Source organism: Shewanella electrodiphila (genome assembly GCF_023283985.1).
Classification (GTDB): domain Bacteria; phylum Pseudomonadota; class Gammaproteobacteria; order Enterobacterales; family Shewanellaceae; genus Shewanella; species Shewanella electrodiphila.
This window is the reverse complement of record NZ_JAKIKU010000011.1, coordinates 44,629-64,579: the sequence shown is the minus strand read 5'-3', so window position 1 is coordinate 64,579 and position 19,951 is coordinate 44,629. Positions and strand designations below refer to the sequence as shown.

The following is a 19,951-nucleotide window of genomic DNA, read 5'->3' as shown; positions in this document are numbered from 1 at the left end:
AGGCTTTTTAATACGAGCCGTTGAGGAGTTCGATTTAAGTGATAGCCCTTTGCTGAAGCTCGTTTTATAGCATGACTTGATAGACATCTATTTCAAACCCACGAAATAACGAACTACCAATGAATTTAAAGCCTGTTCGGTTTACTACTTTAATAGAGCTAGTATTCTCAGGCTCAATAAGTGCGTGTACGACTTCTAGCTGTAAAGTGTGCTTAGCGAGGCCTAATACTCCAAGCGTAGACTCAACAGCATAGCCTTTGCCCTGTTGATTGGCAGCTAAACGGTAATTGATATGTACAACTTCGCCAGAATCAATTTTATGTTTATTGAGGCCACAAACACCTACAAATTCAGAAGTAGCAGAGTTATAAATAGCCCAGTGTCCATAACCAGTTAGGTCATATTGTTGCTGGCAATTAACAATATACGCTTTAATCTGCTGTTCGGAGTGAACCCCTACTGTAGAGTATTTCATTACTGCAGAGTCAGCTAAGACCTTCGAAAGTTCCTCAGCATCTGCATCTGTAATTTGACGAATTGATAACCTTTCTGTTTCCACTACAGTCAATATAAACTCCAAGAGATATCACGCCTTACTAATGGGCGCATAAATGCTTGGCTAAAATTAGCGACGAAGGAGCAAAAGCCAAGCGTTTTGCGTCCTTTTGAGTAACTTGTTAAGTAGCCGATTTCCACTGAGCTACAATATTTTCATATTTTTCGTCGACCAATTCATCATCATCTGGACATGAAAACAAGACAACTTGAAGCGCATTATAGGATTTTGGAAACGCTGAAAGTTTTTCCATTATGTCTAGTGCTTCGGAGTCTGATATTTCAATTTTGTTAATGTATGAAAGAGAAGCTGGTTCAACGATATCCTGTACTGGGCTGACAAACGATTGCTTCCAATATTTATACATTTCCATATGCTTCGATTTATCCAGCTTCTCTGAGGCAGGAACTCTGCATATTTCATGAAGCACGAGAAAAGGCGCGTCTTCAGCTATTTCAATTGATTGACCAATAATTCGCTTCCACTCACTTTCTTGATGGTAAGGAAATTTACAATCAATGCTGTAATAAAATTCTTCGTAGGTCATTTAAACGCCGTACTTTCCATGGCTACTTAACAGTATATTAGGCTGAATTCCGAATAAGAACGGTCTTAATAAGAACAGGTAGCCAGTACTTTAATCACTCAAGACTAACAGTAAACCAGTGTATCAACAATGAGTTATAACGTAGAAACAACTCATTCCTAGTTTCTCTGTCTGAGTGAAACAAAGAACTGTCATCATTGCATAAATTGCAATATTCACGCAGAAAGAGAAGTCACTATACTCCGGCCTAAATGATAATTCGGGGACAAAAATGAGCTAGCTCTTAAATTTGTAAAACGCATTCTTGATTATGATCATCAACCCCAAGATTCATTTCCAAAGTACATTTCCAAACTTCGTTTGAATTAGGGTCAAGGTCGTGGCGCTTCGCCCACACCAGACGAAAGGGAAACAACTGCATTTCCCTTTTCGATATCCCTTGCCGCCCCAACGAAATTACTCTTTCAAAGCGAGTAAACTTCATGCTTATTCGAAAATAGCTAACGCTTTAGATAGGCCATCCTTGGCCAACTAAAGCTAGCCTGACGTCCTGTCAGGCTTACGCCATTTTCTTCAACGCATTTCAGCAATTTCAATGGGGAATTGTTGTATCCGCAGGTTCGTTTGCCCTAGTTAAGCACGAATTAAAATCTTAAAAGGCTTGAATGCTTCAATTGAATTGAAGTAAGCAAGAAAATCACGTGAGTCCAGACACGGATGTCTGGCTAGCTTTCGAGGGGAAGGGACGCCCCATTGGAAGCGTTAGTGCATTCTTGATTATGGATCGTCATTTCCAAAGTACATTTCCAAACTTCATTTGGATTAGGATCAAGGTCGTGGCGCTTCGCCCACACCAGACGAAAGGGAAACAACAGCATTTCCCTTTTCGATATCCCTTGCCGCCCCTACGAAATTACTCTTTCAAAGCGAGTAAGCTTCATGCTTATTCGAAAATAGCTAACGCTTTAGATAGGCCATCCTTGGCCAACTAAAGCTAGCCTGACGTCCTGTCAGGCTTACGCCATTTTCTTCAACGCATTTCAGCAATTTCAATGGGGAATTGTTGTATCCGCAGGTTCGTTTGTCCTAGTTAAGCACGAATTAAAATCTTTGAAGGCTTTTAATATTCAATTTAAATTGAGGTAAGCAAGAAAATCACGTGAGTCCAGACATGGATGTCTGGCTAGCTTTCGAGGGGAAGGGACGCCCCATTGGAAGCGTTAGTGATTTTTGTGGCTTGTCGAAGCAGGCTACAAACGAAGTCAAAAGCTATGAAAACCTCCGTTGGAAGTTTTCGCTTTTTAAAACTTCGCCGGAGCGGGTGGGTGTTCCAAGAGGGAGTTGCCGTTCACTCCCTTTTGGTCGGGTGTAGGTGGACAACCCACGATCTTGATCTACTCCAAACGAAGTTTTGAAATACTTAGAATAAAAACTAGATTAAAACATATACCGAAAACCTAAGTTTTATCCTTAACCAAAAGATTATTCTTTGGGCCAACTTCCATCATTATTGGGTCTCACCCAAGCCTGTGAAAACCAATAATAGCCTTTCTGAGTTTTACTCGGTGCGGTGCAATTATAACGGCTACGCCCTGCGGGTAAATTCGCTGGCGCTTGAATGCTAAACTCTGTTTCGGTCAACCATGTTGGCTTTTTCGCGCCTTGCCCCTGAACAAAGCACATCACTTGATGTGGGTAAATATCAGTGATGTCTAACTCGACTTTTAACTCAGGTCGCCAATCACCAGAAGTTAATAATGGATCAGTGATATTTTGCTTAACCACTGGCATGTTCAGGCTGGTAAATTTAACTTTTAAACTATCCAAATCCGCATAAGCCCCTGCAACAGGAAAACGGGGTAATGCCGTCAGTATCGAATACTTACCCGCTGCGCCAGACTGTTGCCCTAAGCCAATAAAATCATGCTGTTTAAGAATATCTTCAACATCCGCATTATATTCACCATAAGGGTAAGCCAACATGCGTACGCTTTGCCCCGTATGCTTTTTAATTTCAGCTTCGGTATCCAGTAAATTCTTTTCGATGCGAGTTAACCATTGCTGGCGACTTTCACCGTCTAATTTGCGGTTGAGGTGTTCGTGCGCCCAGCTATGGTTGGCAATCGTCGCACCATTTTGAGCAAGTTGATTAATGTCATCCCAGCTCATCATCCCTGCATAACCTTTTTCAATGGGTTCAACCGAGACAAACAAGGTATATGAAAAGTTATGCTTGGCTAAAATGGGCGCTGCTGCAGCTGCAATACTGTCGTATCCATCGTCAAAGGTAATCACGATAGTTTTGTCAGCCATGGGGTTATCTTCTTTTATGGCATCCACCGCCTCTTGCAAGCTAATGATGGTAAACTCATTATCAGCAAGATATTGCATTTGCTCTTCAAATTGCGCCGGTGTCACACTCGTGCTGGCAGGCGTGGTTTCTGATACATGATGATATTGCAAAATCACCACTGCACTGGCATTAAACGAGAATAAGCAGATTAATCCCAAAAGACTTTGTTTTAACATAAGATTCCTATGTCCATAAAAGCATTACTATTTAACAGCCAAAAAAACCGTCAGCTATTTGCGTTAGCATTGCCGATGATTTTATCCAATATCACTATCCCACTATTAGGTTTAGTCGATACCGCTGTCATTGGTCATTTAAGTGAAGCCTATTACTTAGGCGGTGTGGCATTAGGCAGCACAATTATTACCTTAATTGTGTGGCTATTGGGCTTTTTGAGAATGTCGACTACGGGTCTTGTCGCCCAAGCATATGGCGCTAATGATACCGTAACTCAGCAAAAATTGCTGGTACAAGGTTGTAGCCTAGCATTGATATTTGGATTTAGCGCAATCATCTTACAACAGCCATTGCTTGAATTCGCCATGTCTCTTAGCCAAGCCAGTGAAGAGGTAAAGCACTTTTGCAGCGAATACGTCAACATCCGTATTTGGTCGATTCCATTCGCATTAGTGAACTTAGTCTTACTCGGCTGGCTGCTCGGCAGACAAGCGCCTAAAGCTGCGATGTGGCAACTTATCATTGCCAACATCGTTAATATTGTTTTGGATGTAGTGTTTGTCATCGGTTTTGAATGGAACGTTAAAGGTGCCGCTTTAGCCTCGGTCATCGCAGATATTTGTGCGTTCACTGTCGCAGCGGTGATTGTTAAACGTGCCCTTTATCAGCAAAGTGATTTTAATCTCAGTAAGCTATTCATCCACCTGAGCTATAAAGGCTACTCGCAACTGCTTAAACTTAACCGTGACATTTTTATCCGCAGTTTATGTTTACAGGCGAGCTTTACCTTCATGACCTTTTACGGCGCTGGCTTAGGCGATGACATCATTGCCGCTAATGCGGTGTTGTTAAACTTACTCATGCTCATCTCTTATGCCCTAGATGGCATAGCCTATTATGCAGAAGCTGAAGTCGGCCGTGCAGTCGGTCAGAAAAACCTCCCCTTACTGCATGAGTCGGTGCTCTTAGCTGGCTATTGGTCTGCATTATTCTCAGTGGGATTTTGCTTGTTATTCTATTTTGGTGGAAGTGGCATTATTAGCTTACTTACCAGTATCGAAATCGTGCAACAGCAAGCCAATATGTACCTTATTTGGTTAGTGTTTATGCCTTTATTGGCATTCGGATCTTATTTGTTTGATGGTGTCTATATTGGCGCTGCTCAAGGTAGAGCAATGCGAAACAGCATGATTATTGCCACTTTCGTGGTGTTTTTTCCTTGCTGGTATCTATTACAAGGTTACGGTAATCACGGTTTATGGGCGGCAATGAGCGCCTTTATGCTGTGCCGTAGCGCCTCACTCGCGCTGCATTACAAATACAGTCAGGCTTTTAAGCAAATATAACCATTACATAGGTTTAGCATTAGTAAAACTGGCTTTATCCATCTTTTTGCTGATAACATGTGTGCAACATGTTTATGTTCAACACGGAAAGTTTGGATGAAAAGGATTTTACTTATACTAACAGCATCAATCTTGCTGTTATCTTCACTGACATCATTTGCAAAAAATCAGCAACTACCTGTTGAAGCGTTTGCCAGTATTCCTGATGTCAGTCATGTCACTATGTCTCCTAATGGTACTAAAATTGCTTCTTTAGTTCGTTCTGAAGCTAAAGGAATGGAAGGCACATTAGTCAATATTCTAGATATTGATACTCGTGAGTCTTCTTACCCTATTCAAACGGACAATGAAAAATTTGTCATTTTATCCATGAGCTGGGCAAATGATGATTTACTACTCATAAAAGCTAAGTTTCCCGCTGTTCGTTTCGGTACCCCAACCACAGAAACTCGCATTATTAAGTATTCTCTGAGTAAGAAAAGTACCTCTAATTTACTAAGTCGTTTTGGACTTAAAAAGTTTAAATGGATGCCACAAATCCAATCAAATATTATCGACTACCTTCCCGATGACGACAAATACTTGTTACTGGGTACTAATGGTATTGGTAATAAAACTCAATTTGAGTCGGTTATCAAAGTTAACTTAAATAACGGCAATATTCGTTTTGAGCAACCTGCTGAAGCAAACGTTACAGACTGGATAACGGATAGGCAAAATAGAATTCGAATCGGCATATACCGTAAAGAAACCAAATACCGCATTTATGAACAAGAAGATGCCCATAAAGATAGAAGAATTCTATGGGAGTTTGAAGCTTTCGAGGAAGATCAAGTTTGGCCAATGGGCTTTGCTCAGGATAAAAACATCCTCTATGTTCAGGCTTATCATGAAGGTTTTGAAGCAATCTTCAAGGTTGATTTACGCGACCCTGAGCTTGCTAAAGAATTAATATTCAGTAAAGAGTTTAACGACGTCGAAGGCTCACTCATTTATTCAAAACTCAAGCAAAAGGTTATTGGTATTGATGATGGCGATGAGTCTGAATATACCTTTTGGGATAAAGAATATATCGGCCTTGTTAATGGTCTAAACAAAGCACTGCCTGAATACCGTAATTATATAACCCAGTTTAGTGATAATGAGCGTCGTTACATTGTGTATTCAACCAACTCAAAAGAAGCTGGCACTTATCTATTTGGTGACCGCGATGCAGGAAAGCTATTCCCGATTGCTTATCGATATAAAAAACTAACACCTGATTTATTGGCTAACACCCAAACCTTATCGTACAAAGCTAGAGATGGTTTAGAAATCCAAGCTTTCTTAACCACACCGTTAGATAAAGAAGCTAAACAGCTACCAACCATTATCTTCCCCCATGGCGGTCCAATTAGCTATGACTCCAATAGCTTTGACTACTGGACTCAGTTTTTAGCCAACAGAGGCTATGCAGTCCTTAGAATGAACTTTCGAGGCTCTGCAGGATATGGTTACGACTTCATGAAAGCTGGCTTACAAAATTGGGGGCTTGATATGCAAAATGATGTTGAAGATGGCACTCGCTGGTTAATCGATGAAGGCATCGCCGATCCCAATAAAGTGTGTATTGTTGGCGCCAGTTATGGCGGCTATGCAGCCCTAATGGGAGTGGCCACGACTAAAGATTTATATCAATGTGCGGTGAGTTTTGCAGGCGTTACTGACATTGAGTACTTAGTAAAATCATCCAGACGGTATAGCAACTTTGATATCGTTAAAAAACAAATTGGTGATGACTATGATGCGCTTTATGAGCGTTCACCAGTGAGCAAGGCCAAAGATATCAATGTGCCAGTGTTACTTATTCATGGTGATAAAGACCGAGTGGTTAGAGTCCAGCACAGTGAAGATATGTTTGATGAACTAGAAGACTTAAACAAACCAGTTGAATACATTGAACTTGAAAATGGCGACCATTATTTAAGTAACAATGAGCATCGAATAAAAACCTTTGTCGCTATTGAAGCTTTTTTGCAAAAGCATTTATAGCACTAGCTTGTGTAACACTTGTTCGTAAAGCACTTGCTCGTTTAACTCTTGCTCGTACAGCAATAGCTCGGCTTTAATAGCCATAAATTAATTGCTCTTCGGATGAGAGCTACACTTTGACCCAAACCACTAGGATTATTATGAAACGGATTTTAGCGCTGATTATTTTGTTGTTTATCAGCCAAATGCCCACCGCCAGTGCAACAACACCTCAGCGGCTCCCAGTTGAAGCATTTGCGAGCATTCCAGATGTCAGTTGGATGGCTCTGTCGCCTAACGGTAAGCATATCGCATCATTAATTGTAGACAGTGAAGCCGAAGTCCCTCATAAAATAGTCGCCTTATTCAATACCGAAACTGGCCAATTTCACATTCCGTTAAAAAATAATCATCAGCGCTATACAATTTTGACTCTTAACTGGGCAAGTAATGAAATACTACTCATTTCTGCGATGAAACCTTCAAAACGCTTTGGAAAGCGTGCTAATGAAACAGTGCTATTCAAATACAACATTAAAACTGGCGAAACTGATAATGTACTAACCCAAAAAGCACTTAAACGTTTCAAGTATGTTCCGCAATATAAGCATCAAATCGTTGATTTATTAACAAAAGATCCTGAACATATTCTTATGTCGGTAGGTGGGTTTAGCCAACGAGTAAATGAAGATAGTGTCATTAAAGTTAACCTAAACACAGGAAAGGTGACGACTGAGCAGTACTACCGAGAACATGTCAGCAAGTGGATCACTGATCAACAACATAAAGTACGTATCGCCATTTACCGAGACCCAGAAAACACTGAATATCGCGTTTATGAGCAAGGTGAAGCCAATAGTGATCTACGTTTACTATGGAAATATGAAGCGTTCACTGAAGATGCCGTGACTCCTTTAGGGTTTGATGTCAATCCAAACACGCTTTATGTGAAAGCATATCACCAAGGTTATTTAGCTATTTTCAAGGTCGACTTAACCGACCCCAAACTCACTAAGGAATTGGTTTATAGCAGAATAAAGCAAGATGTTAATGGTCGATTACTGCACTCTAAAATTACTCGCCAAGCGATTGGGGTTTCAGTAGGAAGCGATAATGAATACCACTTTTGGGACAAAAGCTATCAACAACTTAGCAGCCGGCTAAAACAAGCTTTACCCGATACGCAAAATTACTTGATTCAGTTAAGTAAAAATGAACGTCGCTATATTGTTTTTGCCACTAGCGCCACTCAACCAGGGCTTTATCTCTATGGGGATCGCGATGCTAATAGCCTAGAAGTTATCACCACTAAGTATGCTCAACTAACACCTAATGTACTGGTAAAACCTAAAGCAGTTAATTACCAAGCTCGCGATGGCTTAACCATCCCTAGCTACCTTTCACTACCAAAAGGCATTGAAGCTAAAAAACTCCCCACCATCATCTTTCCTCACGGTGGAGCACAATCTTATACTGGCGACTCATTTGATTATTGGGCGCAATTCTTTGCTAACCGTGGCTATGCCGTGCTGCAAATGAACTTTCGAGGTTCTGCTGGCTATGGTCATCAATTTACCACTGCAGGTTTACAAGGCTGGGGCAAAGAAATGCAAACTGATGTTGAAGATGGCACTCGCTATTTAATCAATGAAGGCATTGCCGATCCAAAGCGAATTTGTATTGCAGGTGCCAGTTACGGCGGTTATGCCGCAATGATGGGCGCGGCAATGACACCTGATTTATATCAATGTGTTATCAGTTTTGCTGGCGTAGCTGACGTGGAGGATTTGGTTAAGTTATCGCGTTTTTACACCAACCATGAAATGACCAAAAAAATCATTGGTGATGACTATAATGCGCTTTATGAACGTTCGCCGATTTATCACGCCGACAAAATTAATGTGCCTATTTTATTAATCCATGGTGACAATGACAAAGTGGTGCAAGTGAGCCAAAGCCGCGATATGTACCGCAAGTTAGATGGGCTGGACAAAAAAGTACAATACGTTGAAATTGATAACGGCAATCACTACCTTAGCAACAATCAGCATCGTCTAATGACGTTTAAAGCGATTGACGAGTTTTTATCTAAAAACCTTTAGCAGTAACGCTGAAAAGTAGACATAAAAAAGGCCCTAACATCATTGCTGATGTTAGGGCCTTTCACTAAAACACGGTATTGCTTAGATTCAAAATCTTAGTTCCAAAACATTAATTTAGAACATTAGTTCAAACATTAGTTCAAACCTTAGTTCGAACCTTAGTTCAAAACATTAATTTAGAACTTTGCTTCAAATGCTAAGCTGAAGTTTCTGCCTTCACCAACAGTAACGTCTGTATTAGTACCACCACCTAAGTAGTCAGTATCAAATAAGTTTTTAACGTTAAAGCGCACGCTCATGTCGGTATTTTGTACAGCGAAAGTATATGCTGCACCAAAGTCAAAGCGAACATAGTCATCTTTTACAATGGTGTTTTGCGTATTAGCAAAACGCTCGCCAACGTAGATAGCACCTATGTTCAATGCTAAATCGTCAGTGACTTCGTAACGGGTCCAGATGTTGGCAGACCATTCAGGCGCATCAACTGGCGTTTTACCATCTAAACGTTCAGTATCTTCAGCACTTGTCACGTATTCTGCATCCAAGTACATCATCGAACTGGTCACAAATACATTATCGCTTACTTGACCTTGTGCACCCATTTCAAAACCACGGTGATGCTGCTTACCGCTTTGAGTGGTGATATATTCTTTATCGCCAACGGGTGTATCAAGTTGTTCTTGAACTGCAACGTTCGTCACTGTGGTATCAAATACCGCACCAGTTAGTAATAAGCCACCGTCAAACAGTTCCCACTTAGTACCGATTTCGTACTGCTCACCATACTCAGGGTCTAAATCCATGCCATCGTTGACATCATTTTCGTTGTTTACGATAGACTGTGGGTTAAAGCTTTTTGAGTAGTTAGCGTAAATACTGCCGTTAGCACTTGGCGAGTAAATTACCCCAAACTTAGGCGATACAGCGTAGCTATTTTCACCTTCGCCATCTTTTTTCTGTTCGTCATAACGTACGCCAGCAAGTACTTGCCACTCGTCGTTAATGGTCATTAAGTCTTGAACATAAAAACCATAATGCTTGTAGCTTGACTCATATTTGGTGGTGTCATTGTTGTAATCTAAATCTGGTCTAGGAACACTTTCACCAGGCATAACTATTTGAGCGTCGCCGCTATCTCTAAGTTGACCATAGTAGTAATCTAAAATGTTAGCGCCAACGAGTAACTGATGCTCCATGCCAAAAGCATTCACGATGCCAGTAAAGTCCATGTAGGCTGTTTTATGCTGCCAGTCATCATAACGATCAAAGGCTTTGATTTGGTAACCATCAGTGGTTGGATCCATGCCAGAAACCATTGAAGGTGATGAATCTAAACGCTGACGAGTAAAGGTTTGATGGTTATAACCTGTGGTCATTTTCCAGTCATCAGAAATATACCAAGTTAAGTCTGCACCTAAGTTTTCAACGTTGTTATCGGTAAATGCCCATGACATATCCCAAATATCTTCACGGTCACCAACTAAGTCGCCGTTATCATCTAACCAACCGCCTCTGTCGATGCCTGTTTTGTCGTCAGTGTAATCGTACTTAACCGATAACATCACATCTTCATGTAGGTCGAATTCAAGGTTTAAGTAACCTAAAAAGCGATCACGCTCTTGCTCTTGTTCACCATTGCCATCTTGGTATTCGCGCCAGTATTTGGTGTCTTGCTTGACTAACACTGTACGGTAACGAATTGATTCAGCATCATTTAACGCGCCACCCGCATCTAACTGAAAACGTGTAGAACCGTTTGCATCTGTATCAAATGCAACGTCAAATAAGTTTTCATAGGTTGGCTTTTTAGTCACCATATTGATTAAGCCGCCAGGACCTGACTGGCCATAGAGCATGCTTGATGGGCCTTTAAGCACTTCAACCTGTTGTAGTGTTTCAATCGGTTGCACGTAGTGAGACCACTGCTGCTGACCGTTGATTAAGAAGCCACTGCCAGAATCAAGTTCAAAACCACGGATGTTGAACACTTGGCGGTTCCACTTTTCACTACCACCGGTAACACTTGAATCATTTACCAATACTTCTGACAAGTTTCTTGCTAACTGCTCATCAGTGACAAAATCAGGAATAACGTTAACTGATTGCGGCGTGTCCATTAAATCAATGTCACCACGCATTGCGCCAGAAGAGGTGCCCACTTTGTAGTTATTGAAGTTCATTCCAGTAATTTGAATACGTTCGATGTTAGCAACAAAATCTTGGCTTGATGCTGTTTCATTTGCAGCTTCTTCAGCCGCTAATGATGCTGAGGCTAAACCTGCAACAACCGCAAACGCAATAGGTGAAATTTTCATACAAAGTAGACCTTAAATTGGCAATAACCGTTAATGAGACGGATTATCATTTGCGTTTCACTGTTTGTGAAGAGTTTTTGTCAGTTAATGTAAAGAAGTGTGAAGGACTGCACTAATGAGAGTAAATCTCATTACCATCGATGAATAGTTATTGCATATTAACTAAGATTAATGTTAATAAAACTTTTCACTTGTAATAAGCATTCAATTTCAGCCCCTGTAACCTCCCCTATCCCAAAAATATAAAAGCACTACGCAACAAACGCTTAACAAAAAGAAGATTGCTTTAAAATCCATTAAAAATGAGGTTTCAATCTGTACACTGTGAGTTAACGGTCAAGAAATAACCTGAATAGTTATTCAAATGTTAAAACATTAAGAACTGACTAAATAAGCTAATTTGTGATCTGAATAGCAATAATTTCGAATAAGGCCAGTCTTTACATTTCTTTAATTGTGTAAATAAATGAGATTAATTATCATTCACGAAATTTTTGTTGTCAGCACGAGTTTGTTCAATATCAGCAAACATAATCGTCATGATTTGGTTACGGCCAACTTACACTTAAGAGTTTCAATATGAATGTAGTCCCTGCTTTAAAATGGTTTCATAACTGGGTTGGCTTTGTCATCAGCATTTCAATGCTAATTGTATTAGTCACAGGTGTTTATCTTGGCGGTATGGACATGCTGAAAAGAATGGATGATAAAGGGCAGCAATATGCGCCGCTATCCATTGAACAAAAAGCCTATGTCACTGAGACCTTATTCGAGCGATACCCTGATATGGGGACGGTTCGCTTTCCAACTGAATACTCGCCATATATTGAAGTCGCAACTCGTGGTCAATCGATTGCTTTTGATCAAGACTTGAACGAGCTCTCAACTTATAAAATGAGAGATATTCCGCTTTATAGCACTATGTTTTGGTTACACAGAAATTTCCTGTTAGGTGATTTTGGTAAATACCTGAACGCTTGGGCTTCGATGATTGGTGGGTTAGTCACTTTAGTGGGTATTTACCTTTGGTGGCGAGTACGTAAAACCTTTAGGCTGAAACACTCAATACCAAGTAACACTAAATCAAGCAGCCTGGTAAAAAGTCATATTCAGTTAGGGCTGTTTATCTCAGTACCATTATTCTTATTATGTATCACAGGCTTTTTAATCACTTATAAAGGTTTGTGGATGGATGCATTAAAGCAACCAGCAGCTGAAATACAATATCCTGTTAGCCAAAAAAGTGATTGGCAAAGTCAGCTACAAACTGCACAAGATATGTGGCCAGATTCCAATATGGTTTCGGTGAACAAGCCGCGTAAGCGTAAACCTGAACCAGGTGCAGAAAAACCTAAAGGACCACAAGAGCTGAATTACAGCATCCGTTTTGATACCCACAGCGATGTTTGGTTACGTCAAGCTGACAGCATCACCATGAATTATGAGCAAGGCAAAATACAATCAGCTCTGTTGCACAGTGATCGCCCACTTTCAGGCAAAGTCGCGACATTTGTCAGACCCTTACATGATGCGTTAAATATGCCATTCAAATATGTGGCCTTTATTACTGTTATCGCGTTTATCGGTACTGCGATCTTACTATTCAGCGCAGTGACTTTTTACCGCCGCATTTTCAAGAAACGGTCTAAATAAGCCATTTTGCATCAATGCTTTAAGCTAAAAATAAAAACGGCTTGCTGAAATCAGCAAGCCGTTTTTATTGAATCTCGTATCAAAGTGATTTAGTCATCAATGCCCTATCAAGCCATCAAAAAATGACTCAAGCCTAAGTTTAAGAGTCCTCGATAAAGGCATTCACGGTGCCTTCGATAGAGTCGTAAACAATCTTAATTTCAGCTCTATTTCTTCCCGCTGTATCGCCTAATGTCCTTAATACATAAGTACACTGGGTCGCACCGCTGCCACCGTCTGCAGCATGGCGATATGACTCAAATTCAACATCGTCCGTTGTATTTCTAATAGCAACTGATGGCGGGCTTTCTATCAAAGCATTCCACAAATCGACACAACCGCCTTGCCCTGGCCCTATGTTCACAGGGTTGCCCATAGGGTTACCTTTTCCTGTGCCTAATGGGTAGCCAAAAGTATTCATATCAAGGTCATTATTAGCAAAGTCAGGCAAATCATTCATCGGATCACTGCCACCAATCAATTGCCAACGAGTGTGAGAAAAAGTCACAGACTGTTCAAATGATGCTGCTATGGCCTGAACTCGACTTATCTCTGCGTCACGCTTAACATCAATAAACTTACTGACTGCAATAACGGCTAAAATTGCCAATACGATAATCACAACCACAAGCTCAATTAAGGTAAAACCTGTGTTTCGAGTTGGCAGTTTAGAAGGGTAAATATCATTAATCACACCATACTCCTCGGCGTTAGCTTACTTAAGGTATAACACAAGCTTGTTAATAGTACGTTAAACACTAAGCCTAAAGTACTCATTTATTCATCAATACAGGATAAATGTTGGCTATATAGCTCAGATCAATGAGTCAATAACGGATCTATAGACATAAAAAAACGCAGCTTAACGCTGCGTTTATTATCAGTCATCACACCTTAGTGCTTACTGATAAGAATGTGAACCATGTTGATGATCTGTCACGTCTTTCACGCCAGCTAACTCACCAGGGAACATATCTAATAGCTGCTTCTCGATACCATCTTTTAATGTGATATCAACTTGAGAACAACCATTACAACCACCGCCAAACTGAAGTACAGCAACGCCTTCTTCAGTAATTTCTACTAACATGATGTTACCACCATGGCTTGCTAACTGAGGGTTGATTTCTGATTGAATCACATACTCAATACGCTCTTTTAGTGGTGCGTCAGAAGCCACTTTACGCATTTTAGCATTTGGTGCTTTAAGCGTTAATTGTGAACCAAGTTGGTCAGTCACAAAGTCGATGCTCGCTTCTTCTAAAAATGGTGCACTCTTTTCGTCAACCATGGCACTAAAACCTGTAAACGGTAATTCAGTATCATCAGCTTCAACAGCATCTGGTGGACAGTAAGATACACCGCACTCAGCTTGAGCGGTACCTGGACTGATGACAAACACACGGATATGAGTGCCTTCAGGTTGATCGGCCAGTAATTTTACAAAATGAGCCTGAGCCGTATCAGTAATGTTGATCATAAAAACTGCTCCGTTGGGTAGTACTTGAGTAAGCATTAACTTAATTAAGAACTGACTTAAATAAGGTAGTACTTGAGTAATTTAGTAGGTTTAGCGACATGATACTCTTAGTTGCCTCTGCTTTATAGTCCTGCATCAAGCAAGTGTGACAAAAAATAGTCTCTTTGTGTCGGTTTTTAATGGAGATTTAAGACTAATCACTTTATTGTTACCCTACGGTTTTCTTTTTATGATCTTGTTTCTCATATGATTAGCTTACATGCCTTGCTCGCTCGTTTTTCAGTTAGAACGCTGATGACATTTTTTATCTGCATGCCTTTTATGGCATCTGCTAGTGATATTTCTGCTGCCAATACCCGTATTGAACAAGCTTTACTCACTGAGGATATCAATACTCATTTAACTCAACCTGCAGAGTATTTAGGTTACCCATTGGGTGAATGGCATTTACGCCATGATCAGATTAATCACTACCTGCAACTACTGGCAAGTGAAAGCGACCGAGTATCTTTAGATTCAGCAGGTTATAGTGAAGAACGCCGCGAGCAAATCACAGCGGTGATCACCTCTGAAAAAAACCAGAAAAACCTTGCCGACATCATCGAATATCGCAGTAATATTAAATACGGCACCATGCAAACCAACCGCACTAATCAAAATCCATTGGTCGTGTGGCTAGCGTATTCTATTCATGGTGATGAAGCCAGTGGCGCCCATGCCGCATTGGCATTAAGTCACTACCTAGCTGCAGCTAATACGCCTTGGGTAAAAGAGTTACTCGACGATACCGTCATTTTACTTACTCCAACCCAAAACCCTGATGGTTTTGACCGCTTTTCAAATTGGGCCAACAATAATAAAGGCCAAGTCATTGTTACTGATAATAATCACCGTGAACATAATCAAGACTGGCCAGGTGGACGTTTTAATCACTATTTAGCTGATTTAAACCGCGATTGGCTTTTCTTGCGCCACCCTGCATCTCAAGGTCGCGTGGCTTTTTTCCATAAATGGCAGCCCCACTATGTGGGTGATTTCCATGAAATGTGGCATCAACAGTCGTACTTTTTCCAGCCTGGAGTACCTGACCGCGTTAACCCATTAACCAAACCTGCCAATCAAGCATTATCAAATGAGCTGGCAGCGTTTCATCGCCAAGCTTTAGATGAAGTCAAACAAGTGTATTTTAGCGGTCAAATGTTTGATGACTTCTTTTACGGTAAAGGCTCAACCTACCCTGATATCAATGGCGCTGTCGGTATCTTGTTTGAACAAGCCAGCTCACGCGGCCAAGCCCAAGACTCACCCAATGGTGTGGTGACTTTAGCTGAGAGTATTGATAACCAATTTGCGACCTCTATTTCTAGCCTAAAAGGTGCGCACGCATTACGTAAAAAGTTGATGAAGTATCAAACTGACTTCTTCTCAAGCAACATCAAGCGTTATCGAGAAGGTAAACAGTCTGGCAGATTAGTCAAAGCCCATGGCGGCGCAACGCATATCAATGAGTTGGTGAGCATATTAGCCCAGCACAAAATTAGCGTTAAATACCTCAACACTGTCATTGAAGATGATGATATTAACTTCACACCTCAAGACAGTGTGTTTATTCCAGATAGTCAGCCGCAACACGACTTATTAGAGGCGTTATTTGATAAAAGAACCGAGTTTAAAGATGAAACCTTTTACGATATTTCGACGTGGAATTTTGAATCAGCCTTAAGCTTAAGTTTGATCAAAAAAGCCAAACCCAGTGCCAAGTACTTATCAGACAAACCAAACGGCAAGATAACCAAAGCAACCTACCCTAAAGACAGCGTGGCTTTGGTGATTGATTGGCAACAAGCTGCGGCGGCTCCATTGCTGCAGCAATTGCTCCAACAAGGCGTAATAGTTAAGTATGCGCAAAAACCATTCAGCCTTAATGTCAATATTGGCAATCGCACAGCTGAAAAACCTCAAACCAGCAAACAAGCCATAAAATTTGTTGCTGGTAGTTTGCAAATCCCACTGAAACAGCAAAATTTCACTGCCATTGAGTTAGCAGAAATCGTGGCAACGCTCGCGCAACAACACCAAGTCGATGTTGTCGCATCTGCCAGTTCACATGCTGCTACAGGAATGGACTTAGGCAGCGATGATTTCATCAAAGTAAAACCCGTAACACCTTTGATCATCACAGGCGCAGACACCAATGCTTCAGAAACCGGTCAGATGTGGCATTACCTTGATAAGACTCTAGGTATAGCCACAACCATGGTGAATACAGAACGTTTGGTATCACTAGATTTATCGGCATACAGCCATATTTTTATGGCTGATGGGCCTTATCATTTGATCAGCGATGCGACCTCAAGAAAGTTAGGTCAATACGTAACAGAAGGCGGCACCATTGTGGCGCAAAAGCGGGCATTAGTTTGGCTTAATAAGCGTAATATCTTAAATTCTGAACCCAAAACCAGTCGTGAACTGAATAATCTCTTCATCACATCGGGCATGGATTATGGCGATCAATCTAAATTAAAAGCACGTCAATCTATCGGCGGCGCGATCGTAGCCTTAAAGCTTGATGCGACTCACCCTGTCGCCTTTGGTTTACCTAATCCACTGCCTGTGATGAAAAACCGCGAAATCAGTTTCAACCTCACTTCAACGCCATTTATTGTCGCAGCGAAATATGAGAACGACTTATTGATTAGTGGCTACCTTGCTAATGAATATCAACGCGCATTTGCCAATACCCCTGCGATGATAGTTGAAACCAAAGGTAAAGGTAAAATTGTCGCCCTGGCGGATAATTTATTATTCCGAAACATCTGGCTAGGCTCAGAAAAAGTCTATGCCAATGCACTGTATTTTGTGCCATCACAATAGCCCAAACATTATTTAAGTAACCCTGGTGCTTCAGCTCTAGCTAAGCACCAGCATTGTACATGGACATATTCGGCTGCAAACAATTGGCTAATTTCATTCACTGTGGTGCCAGTAGTGACGACATCATCAATCAATGCAACTCTCTGATAAGTCACGCTTTTAGCATTTAAACTTGAAGTGTTTAAACTTGAAGTGTTTAAACTTGAAGTGTTTGAGCTTGAAGCATTTAAGTTTAAGCTAAATGCCCCCGCGCAATTTAATCGCCTTGCTTTGCCATCTAATCCGGCTTGTGCTTGGGTATCAACATCCCTCACTAACAAGGCATCATCCATGACAATGCCCAGTTGTTGGCTTAATGCTTTGGCAATTAACCATGCTTGATTAAATCCGCGCGACTTTAAGCGATTGGGATGCAGCGGCACAGGAATGAGCACTTGTGGTAATTGAATCATATCCCTCGCAACCAAATCCATCACTCGAATAGCCAGTACCTGCACTAACGCCGCTAATGAGGCACATTGTTGTTGATATTTTATCGCTGCAATCAATTCACCTAACCCTTGATGATAACTGCATGGCGCAATAACCATAATTGGCTCAGTTGACTGACATTGGCCACAATAGCGCTGTAATAGCATCATGGTCTTACCGCATCCTAAGCAGACTTCATGCTGATAAAGTCCTGCCACTAAACAGTGCTGGCACACGCCAGAATGCGGTTTCTGCAGATCATACTGCTCAATATCCTGGCTGCATAACATGCAGCGATTAGGGAGATTACGCAAAATTGTATGCTTAACAATGCGAAAGCCTGCATAGCAGGCTTGTCGGAGTTGCCAATCCATATAATATCCTTATCCTGTATGGCAATTAACCCAAACTCAATCTTGAGGAAACCCCGTGCAGTCCAACTTACCTCAGTTACACGTTCACACTGTGGGCGAAGGCCAAGATCTTGTTTTGCTACATGGTTGGGGAGTTAACTCTGCCGTTTTTCATCCATTACAAACGGCGCTTAGTCATTATAGAGTGCATTATGTCGACTTGCCGGGATTTGGTGATAGTGCTGAAAATACTGGAGATATCAATGCGTGGGCAGCACAACTAGCGCAGCAATTACCAAAAAATGCTGTGTGGCTTGGTTGGTCATTGGGCGGCTTAGTCGCCACTCAAATCGCTATAACTTACCCTGAGTCAGTTAAAGCCTTAATCACTGTGGCTTCATCACCATGTTTCATGGCTCAAGAAGCTATTGTTCAAGAGTTTAGTGGCCAAGACGTTTTTGCTCAAACGGATAGTGACCAAGATAGGGTTAATCAAGCACCTGAAAACAAAGCGTCATGGCCGGGTATCGCACCTAAGGTGTTAGCGCAGTTTTCTGAGCAACTGCAAATTAACTTAGCCAAAACCGTTGAACGTTTTTTAGCGATTCAAGCCATGGGCAGTGACACAGCTAAAAATGATATTGCCGCGATTAAGAAACTGGTATTAGCCAAACCTTTACCTAGCCAAGTCGTGCTTGATCAAGGTTTAGGGATGCTGCGTACGGTGGATTTACGTTCACAGCTGAGTACTATCCAACAACCATGGTTAAGGATTTGGGGCAGATGTGACAGTTTAGTTCCGAAAAAGATCATCAAACTTTTACCCCAAGCAACAAGTATAGAAGACGTTGTTCACAATAAAGCATCTCACGCACCGTTCATTTCACACCCACAAGCGTTTTTAGCTGAATTACTGCCTTGGATCGAAAAACATACAGACTAAGCCTATAAAACCACTTGTAAATTGACTATAATTTAAACGTTATTCGATATAATCAAAGTGAGCTTTATGCTGGTAGTGACCAATTATCCCCAAGTACCGATTGCGACAAGTAATGTTGCAACCGATCTTGCGCGCGCGGATAACCAGCAAGCTAAACCGATATTGCCGCCGCAAGAATTGTCTAAAGCGCACCAAGAGCGCGCTTACAATCAGCAAAATGAGCGTTTAACCCGTCATGAGTTGATCGAGCAAAAGCAGCAGCAAAAACAATCGACTGATCAGCAGTTAACTCAACAACAAGCGTTAGGGCCAAAAGGCATTTTTCCGCAATTACTGCGTGTTGCCGCTAACAGTAATCCGACAATCCAACGTCGTGACATTCAACAAAAAAATGCCAGTTCAGCTCCAGTTGAAGCAGATAAAAGCGCCAAACAAGATAACAACCGCACTATCCAAAGCTTATTATTAAATGAGGCCAATAAAGAGCAGTCAGACGCTTTTTACCAGCAACTCGGCGAGCGTGTCGGCAAGTTTTATCAGCAACAAACCACCCCTTCAGATCACAACCAGCTATTTGCGTTAGTGTAAATAAACCACTGTCTATCCGCTAACTAGCCCAGCACTGTTTTATCCTTAAAGTACTTTTATTAACGGTCGTTTCATAACTATCACTACATAACTGTCGTTTCATAACTGTCATTTCATAACTATCACTTCATAACTGCCACTTCA

At 41.2% G+C, this 19,951-nt stretch carries 14 protein-coding genes; 7 read left to right on the top strand and 7 right to left on the bottom strand.

Annotation, left to right across the window (positions count from 1 at the left end):
* Positions 1-64: 64 nt before the first annotated feature.
* From L2737_RS17515 to L2737_RS17505, 3 genes are all read right to left on the bottom strand, one after another.
* Complete coding sequence (locus tag L2737_RS17515) at positions 65-559, bottom strand: GNAT family N-acetyltransferase (protein WP_248956639.1); 495 nt, start codon at positions 557-559, stop codon at positions 65-67.
* Between the two features lie 118 nt (positions 560-677).
* Positions 678-1,103, bottom strand: coding sequence for a hypothetical protein (locus L2737_RS17510; protein ID WP_248956601.1), 426 nt, complete (start codon positions 1,101-1,103; stop codon positions 678-680).
* 1,482 nt (positions 1,104-2,585) lie between these two features.
* Positions 2,586-3,632, bottom strand: coding sequence for a polysaccharide deacetylase family protein (locus L2737_RS17505; protein ID WP_248956600.1), 1,047 nt, complete (start codon positions 3,630-3,632; stop codon positions 2,586-2,588).
* 9 nt (positions 3,633-3,641) lie between these two features.
* On the opposite strand from L2737_RS17505, the gene L2737_RS17500 reads away from it, so the two are divergent.
* From L2737_RS17500 to L2737_RS17490, 3 genes are all read left to right on the top strand, one after another.
* Positions 3,642-4,979: an MATE family efflux transporter gene (locus L2737_RS17500; protein WP_248956599.1), complete on the top strand. Its 1,338-nt coding sequence runs from the start codon at positions 3,642-3,644 to the stop codon at positions 4,977-4,979.
* Between the two features lie 96 nt (positions 4,980-5,075).
* Positions 5,076-7,010 carry an alpha/beta hydrolase family protein gene (locus tag L2737_RS17495; RefSeq protein ID WP_248956598.1) on the top strand — a complete coding sequence of 645 codons (1,935 nt, stop codon included), beginning with the start codon at positions 5,076-5,078 and terminating at the stop codon, positions 7,008-7,010.
* A 140-nt stretch (positions 7,011-7,150) separates the two neighbouring features.
* A complete protein-coding gene (locus tag L2737_RS17490) occupies positions 7,151-9,091 on the top strand; it encodes an alpha/beta hydrolase family protein (protein WP_248956597.1) in 1,941 nt (646 codons plus the stop codon).
* Between the two features lie 176 nt (positions 9,092-9,267).
* Here L2737_RS17490 and L2737_RS17485 read toward each other — a convergent pair whose 3' ends face one another.
* On the bottom strand, positions 9,268-11,406 hold the full coding sequence (locus tag L2737_RS17485; protein ID WP_102526167.1) for a TonB-dependent siderophore receptor: 2,139 nt from the start codon (positions 11,404-11,406) through the stop codon (positions 9,268-9,270).
* Between the two features lie 579 nt (positions 11,407-11,985).
* On the opposite strand from L2737_RS17485, the gene L2737_RS17480 reads away from it, so the two are divergent.
* Complete coding sequence (locus tag L2737_RS17480) at positions 11,986-13,059, top strand: PepSY-associated TM helix domain-containing protein (RefSeq protein WP_248956596.1); 1,074 nt, start codon at positions 11,986-11,988, stop codon at positions 13,057-13,059.
* A gap of 139 nt (positions 13,060-13,198) precedes the next feature.
* Here the strand turns inward: L2737_RS17480 and L2737_RS17475 are convergent, their stop codons facing one another.
* Both L2737_RS17475 and nfuA read right to left on the bottom strand, forming a co-directional pair.
* Positions 13,199-13,792 carry a type II secretion system protein gene (locus L2737_RS17475; RefSeq protein ID WP_248956595.1) on the bottom strand — a complete coding sequence of 198 codons (594 nt, stop codon included), beginning with the start codon at positions 13,790-13,792 and terminating at the stop codon, positions 13,199-13,201.
* Positions 13,793-13,999: 207 nt separating this feature from the next.
* Positions 14,000-14,578 (bottom strand): Fe-S biogenesis protein NfuA, encoded by a 579-nt coding sequence (gene nfuA, locus L2737_RS17470; RefSeq protein WP_102526169.1) that lies wholly within the window; start codon positions 14,576-14,578, stop codon positions 14,000-14,002.
* A gap of 294 nt (positions 14,579-14,872) precedes the next feature.
* On the opposite strand from nfuA, the gene L2737_RS17465 reads away from it, so the two are divergent.
* Positions 14,873-17,452 (top strand): M14 family metallopeptidase, encoded by a 2,580-nt coding sequence (locus tag L2737_RS17465; RefSeq protein WP_248956594.1) that lies wholly within the window; start codon positions 14,873-14,875, stop codon positions 17,450-17,452.
* Positions 17,453-17,460: 8 nt separating this feature from the next.
* Here L2737_RS17465 and L2737_RS17460 read toward each other — a convergent pair whose 3' ends face one another.
* Positions 17,461-18,297 carry a ComF family protein gene (locus tag L2737_RS17460; RefSeq protein ID WP_248956593.1) on the bottom strand — a complete coding sequence of 279 codons (837 nt, stop codon included), beginning with the start codon at positions 18,295-18,297 and terminating at the stop codon, positions 17,461-17,463.
* A gap of 55 nt (positions 18,298-18,352) precedes the next feature.
* Here L2737_RS17460 and L2737_RS17455 point away from each other — a divergent pair, with 55 nt between their 5' ends.
* Complete coding sequence (locus L2737_RS17455) at positions 18,353-19,219, top strand: alpha/beta fold hydrolase (protein ID WP_248956592.1); 867 nt, start codon at positions 18,353-18,355, stop codon at positions 19,217-19,219.
* 66 nt (positions 19,220-19,285) lie between these two features.
* Entirely contained in the window at positions 19,286-19,807 is a 522-nt protein-coding gene (locus L2737_RS17450) for a hypothetical protein (RefSeq protein ID WP_229370795.1), read from the top strand.
* The last annotated feature ends 144 nt before the right edge of the window (positions 19,808-19,951 follow it).

Bases quoted from the DNA above. Each gene is read 5' to 3' on its own strand.
- L2737_RS17510 (WP_248956601.1), bottom strand. From the start codon at position 1,103: ATGACCTACGAAGAATTTTATTACAGCATTGATTGTAAATTTCCTTAC.
- L2737_RS17505 (WP_248956600.1), bottom strand. From the start codon at position 3,632: ATGTTAAAACAAAGTCTTTTGGGATTAATCTGCTTATTCTCGTTTAAT.
- L2737_RS17500 (WP_248956599.1), top strand. From the start codon at position 3,642: ATGTCCATAAAAGCATTACTATTTAACAGCCAAAAAAACCGTCAGCTA.
- L2737_RS17495 (WP_248956598.1), top strand. From the start codon at position 5,076: ATGAAAAGGATTTTACTTATACTAACAGCATCAATCTTGCTGTTATCT.
- L2737_RS17490 (WP_248956597.1), top strand. From the start codon at position 7,151: ATGAAACGGATTTTAGCGCTGATTATTTTGTTGTTTATCAGCCAAATG.
- L2737_RS17485 (WP_102526167.1), bottom strand. From the start codon at position 11,406: ATGAAAATTTCACCTATTGCGTTTGCGGTTGTTGCAGGTTTAGCCTCA.
- L2737_RS17480 (WP_248956596.1), top strand. From the start codon at position 11,986: ATGAATGTAGTCCCTGCTTTAAAATGGTTTCATAACTGGGTTGGCTTT.
- nfuA (WP_102526169.1), bottom strand. From the start codon at position 14,578: ATGATCAACATTACTGATACGGCTCAGGCTCATTTTGTAAAATTACTG.
- L2737_RS17465 (WP_248956594.1), top strand. From the start codon at position 14,873: ATGACATTTTTTATCTGCATGCCTTTTATGGCATCTGCTAGTGATATT.
- L2737_RS17460 (WP_248956593.1), bottom strand. From the start codon at position 18,297: ATGGATTGGCAACTCCGACAAGCCTGCTATGCAGGCTTTCGCATTGTT.
- L2737_RS17450 (WP_229370795.1), top strand. From the start codon at position 19,286: ATGCTGGTAGTGACCAATTATCCCCAAGTACCGATTGCGACAAGTAAT.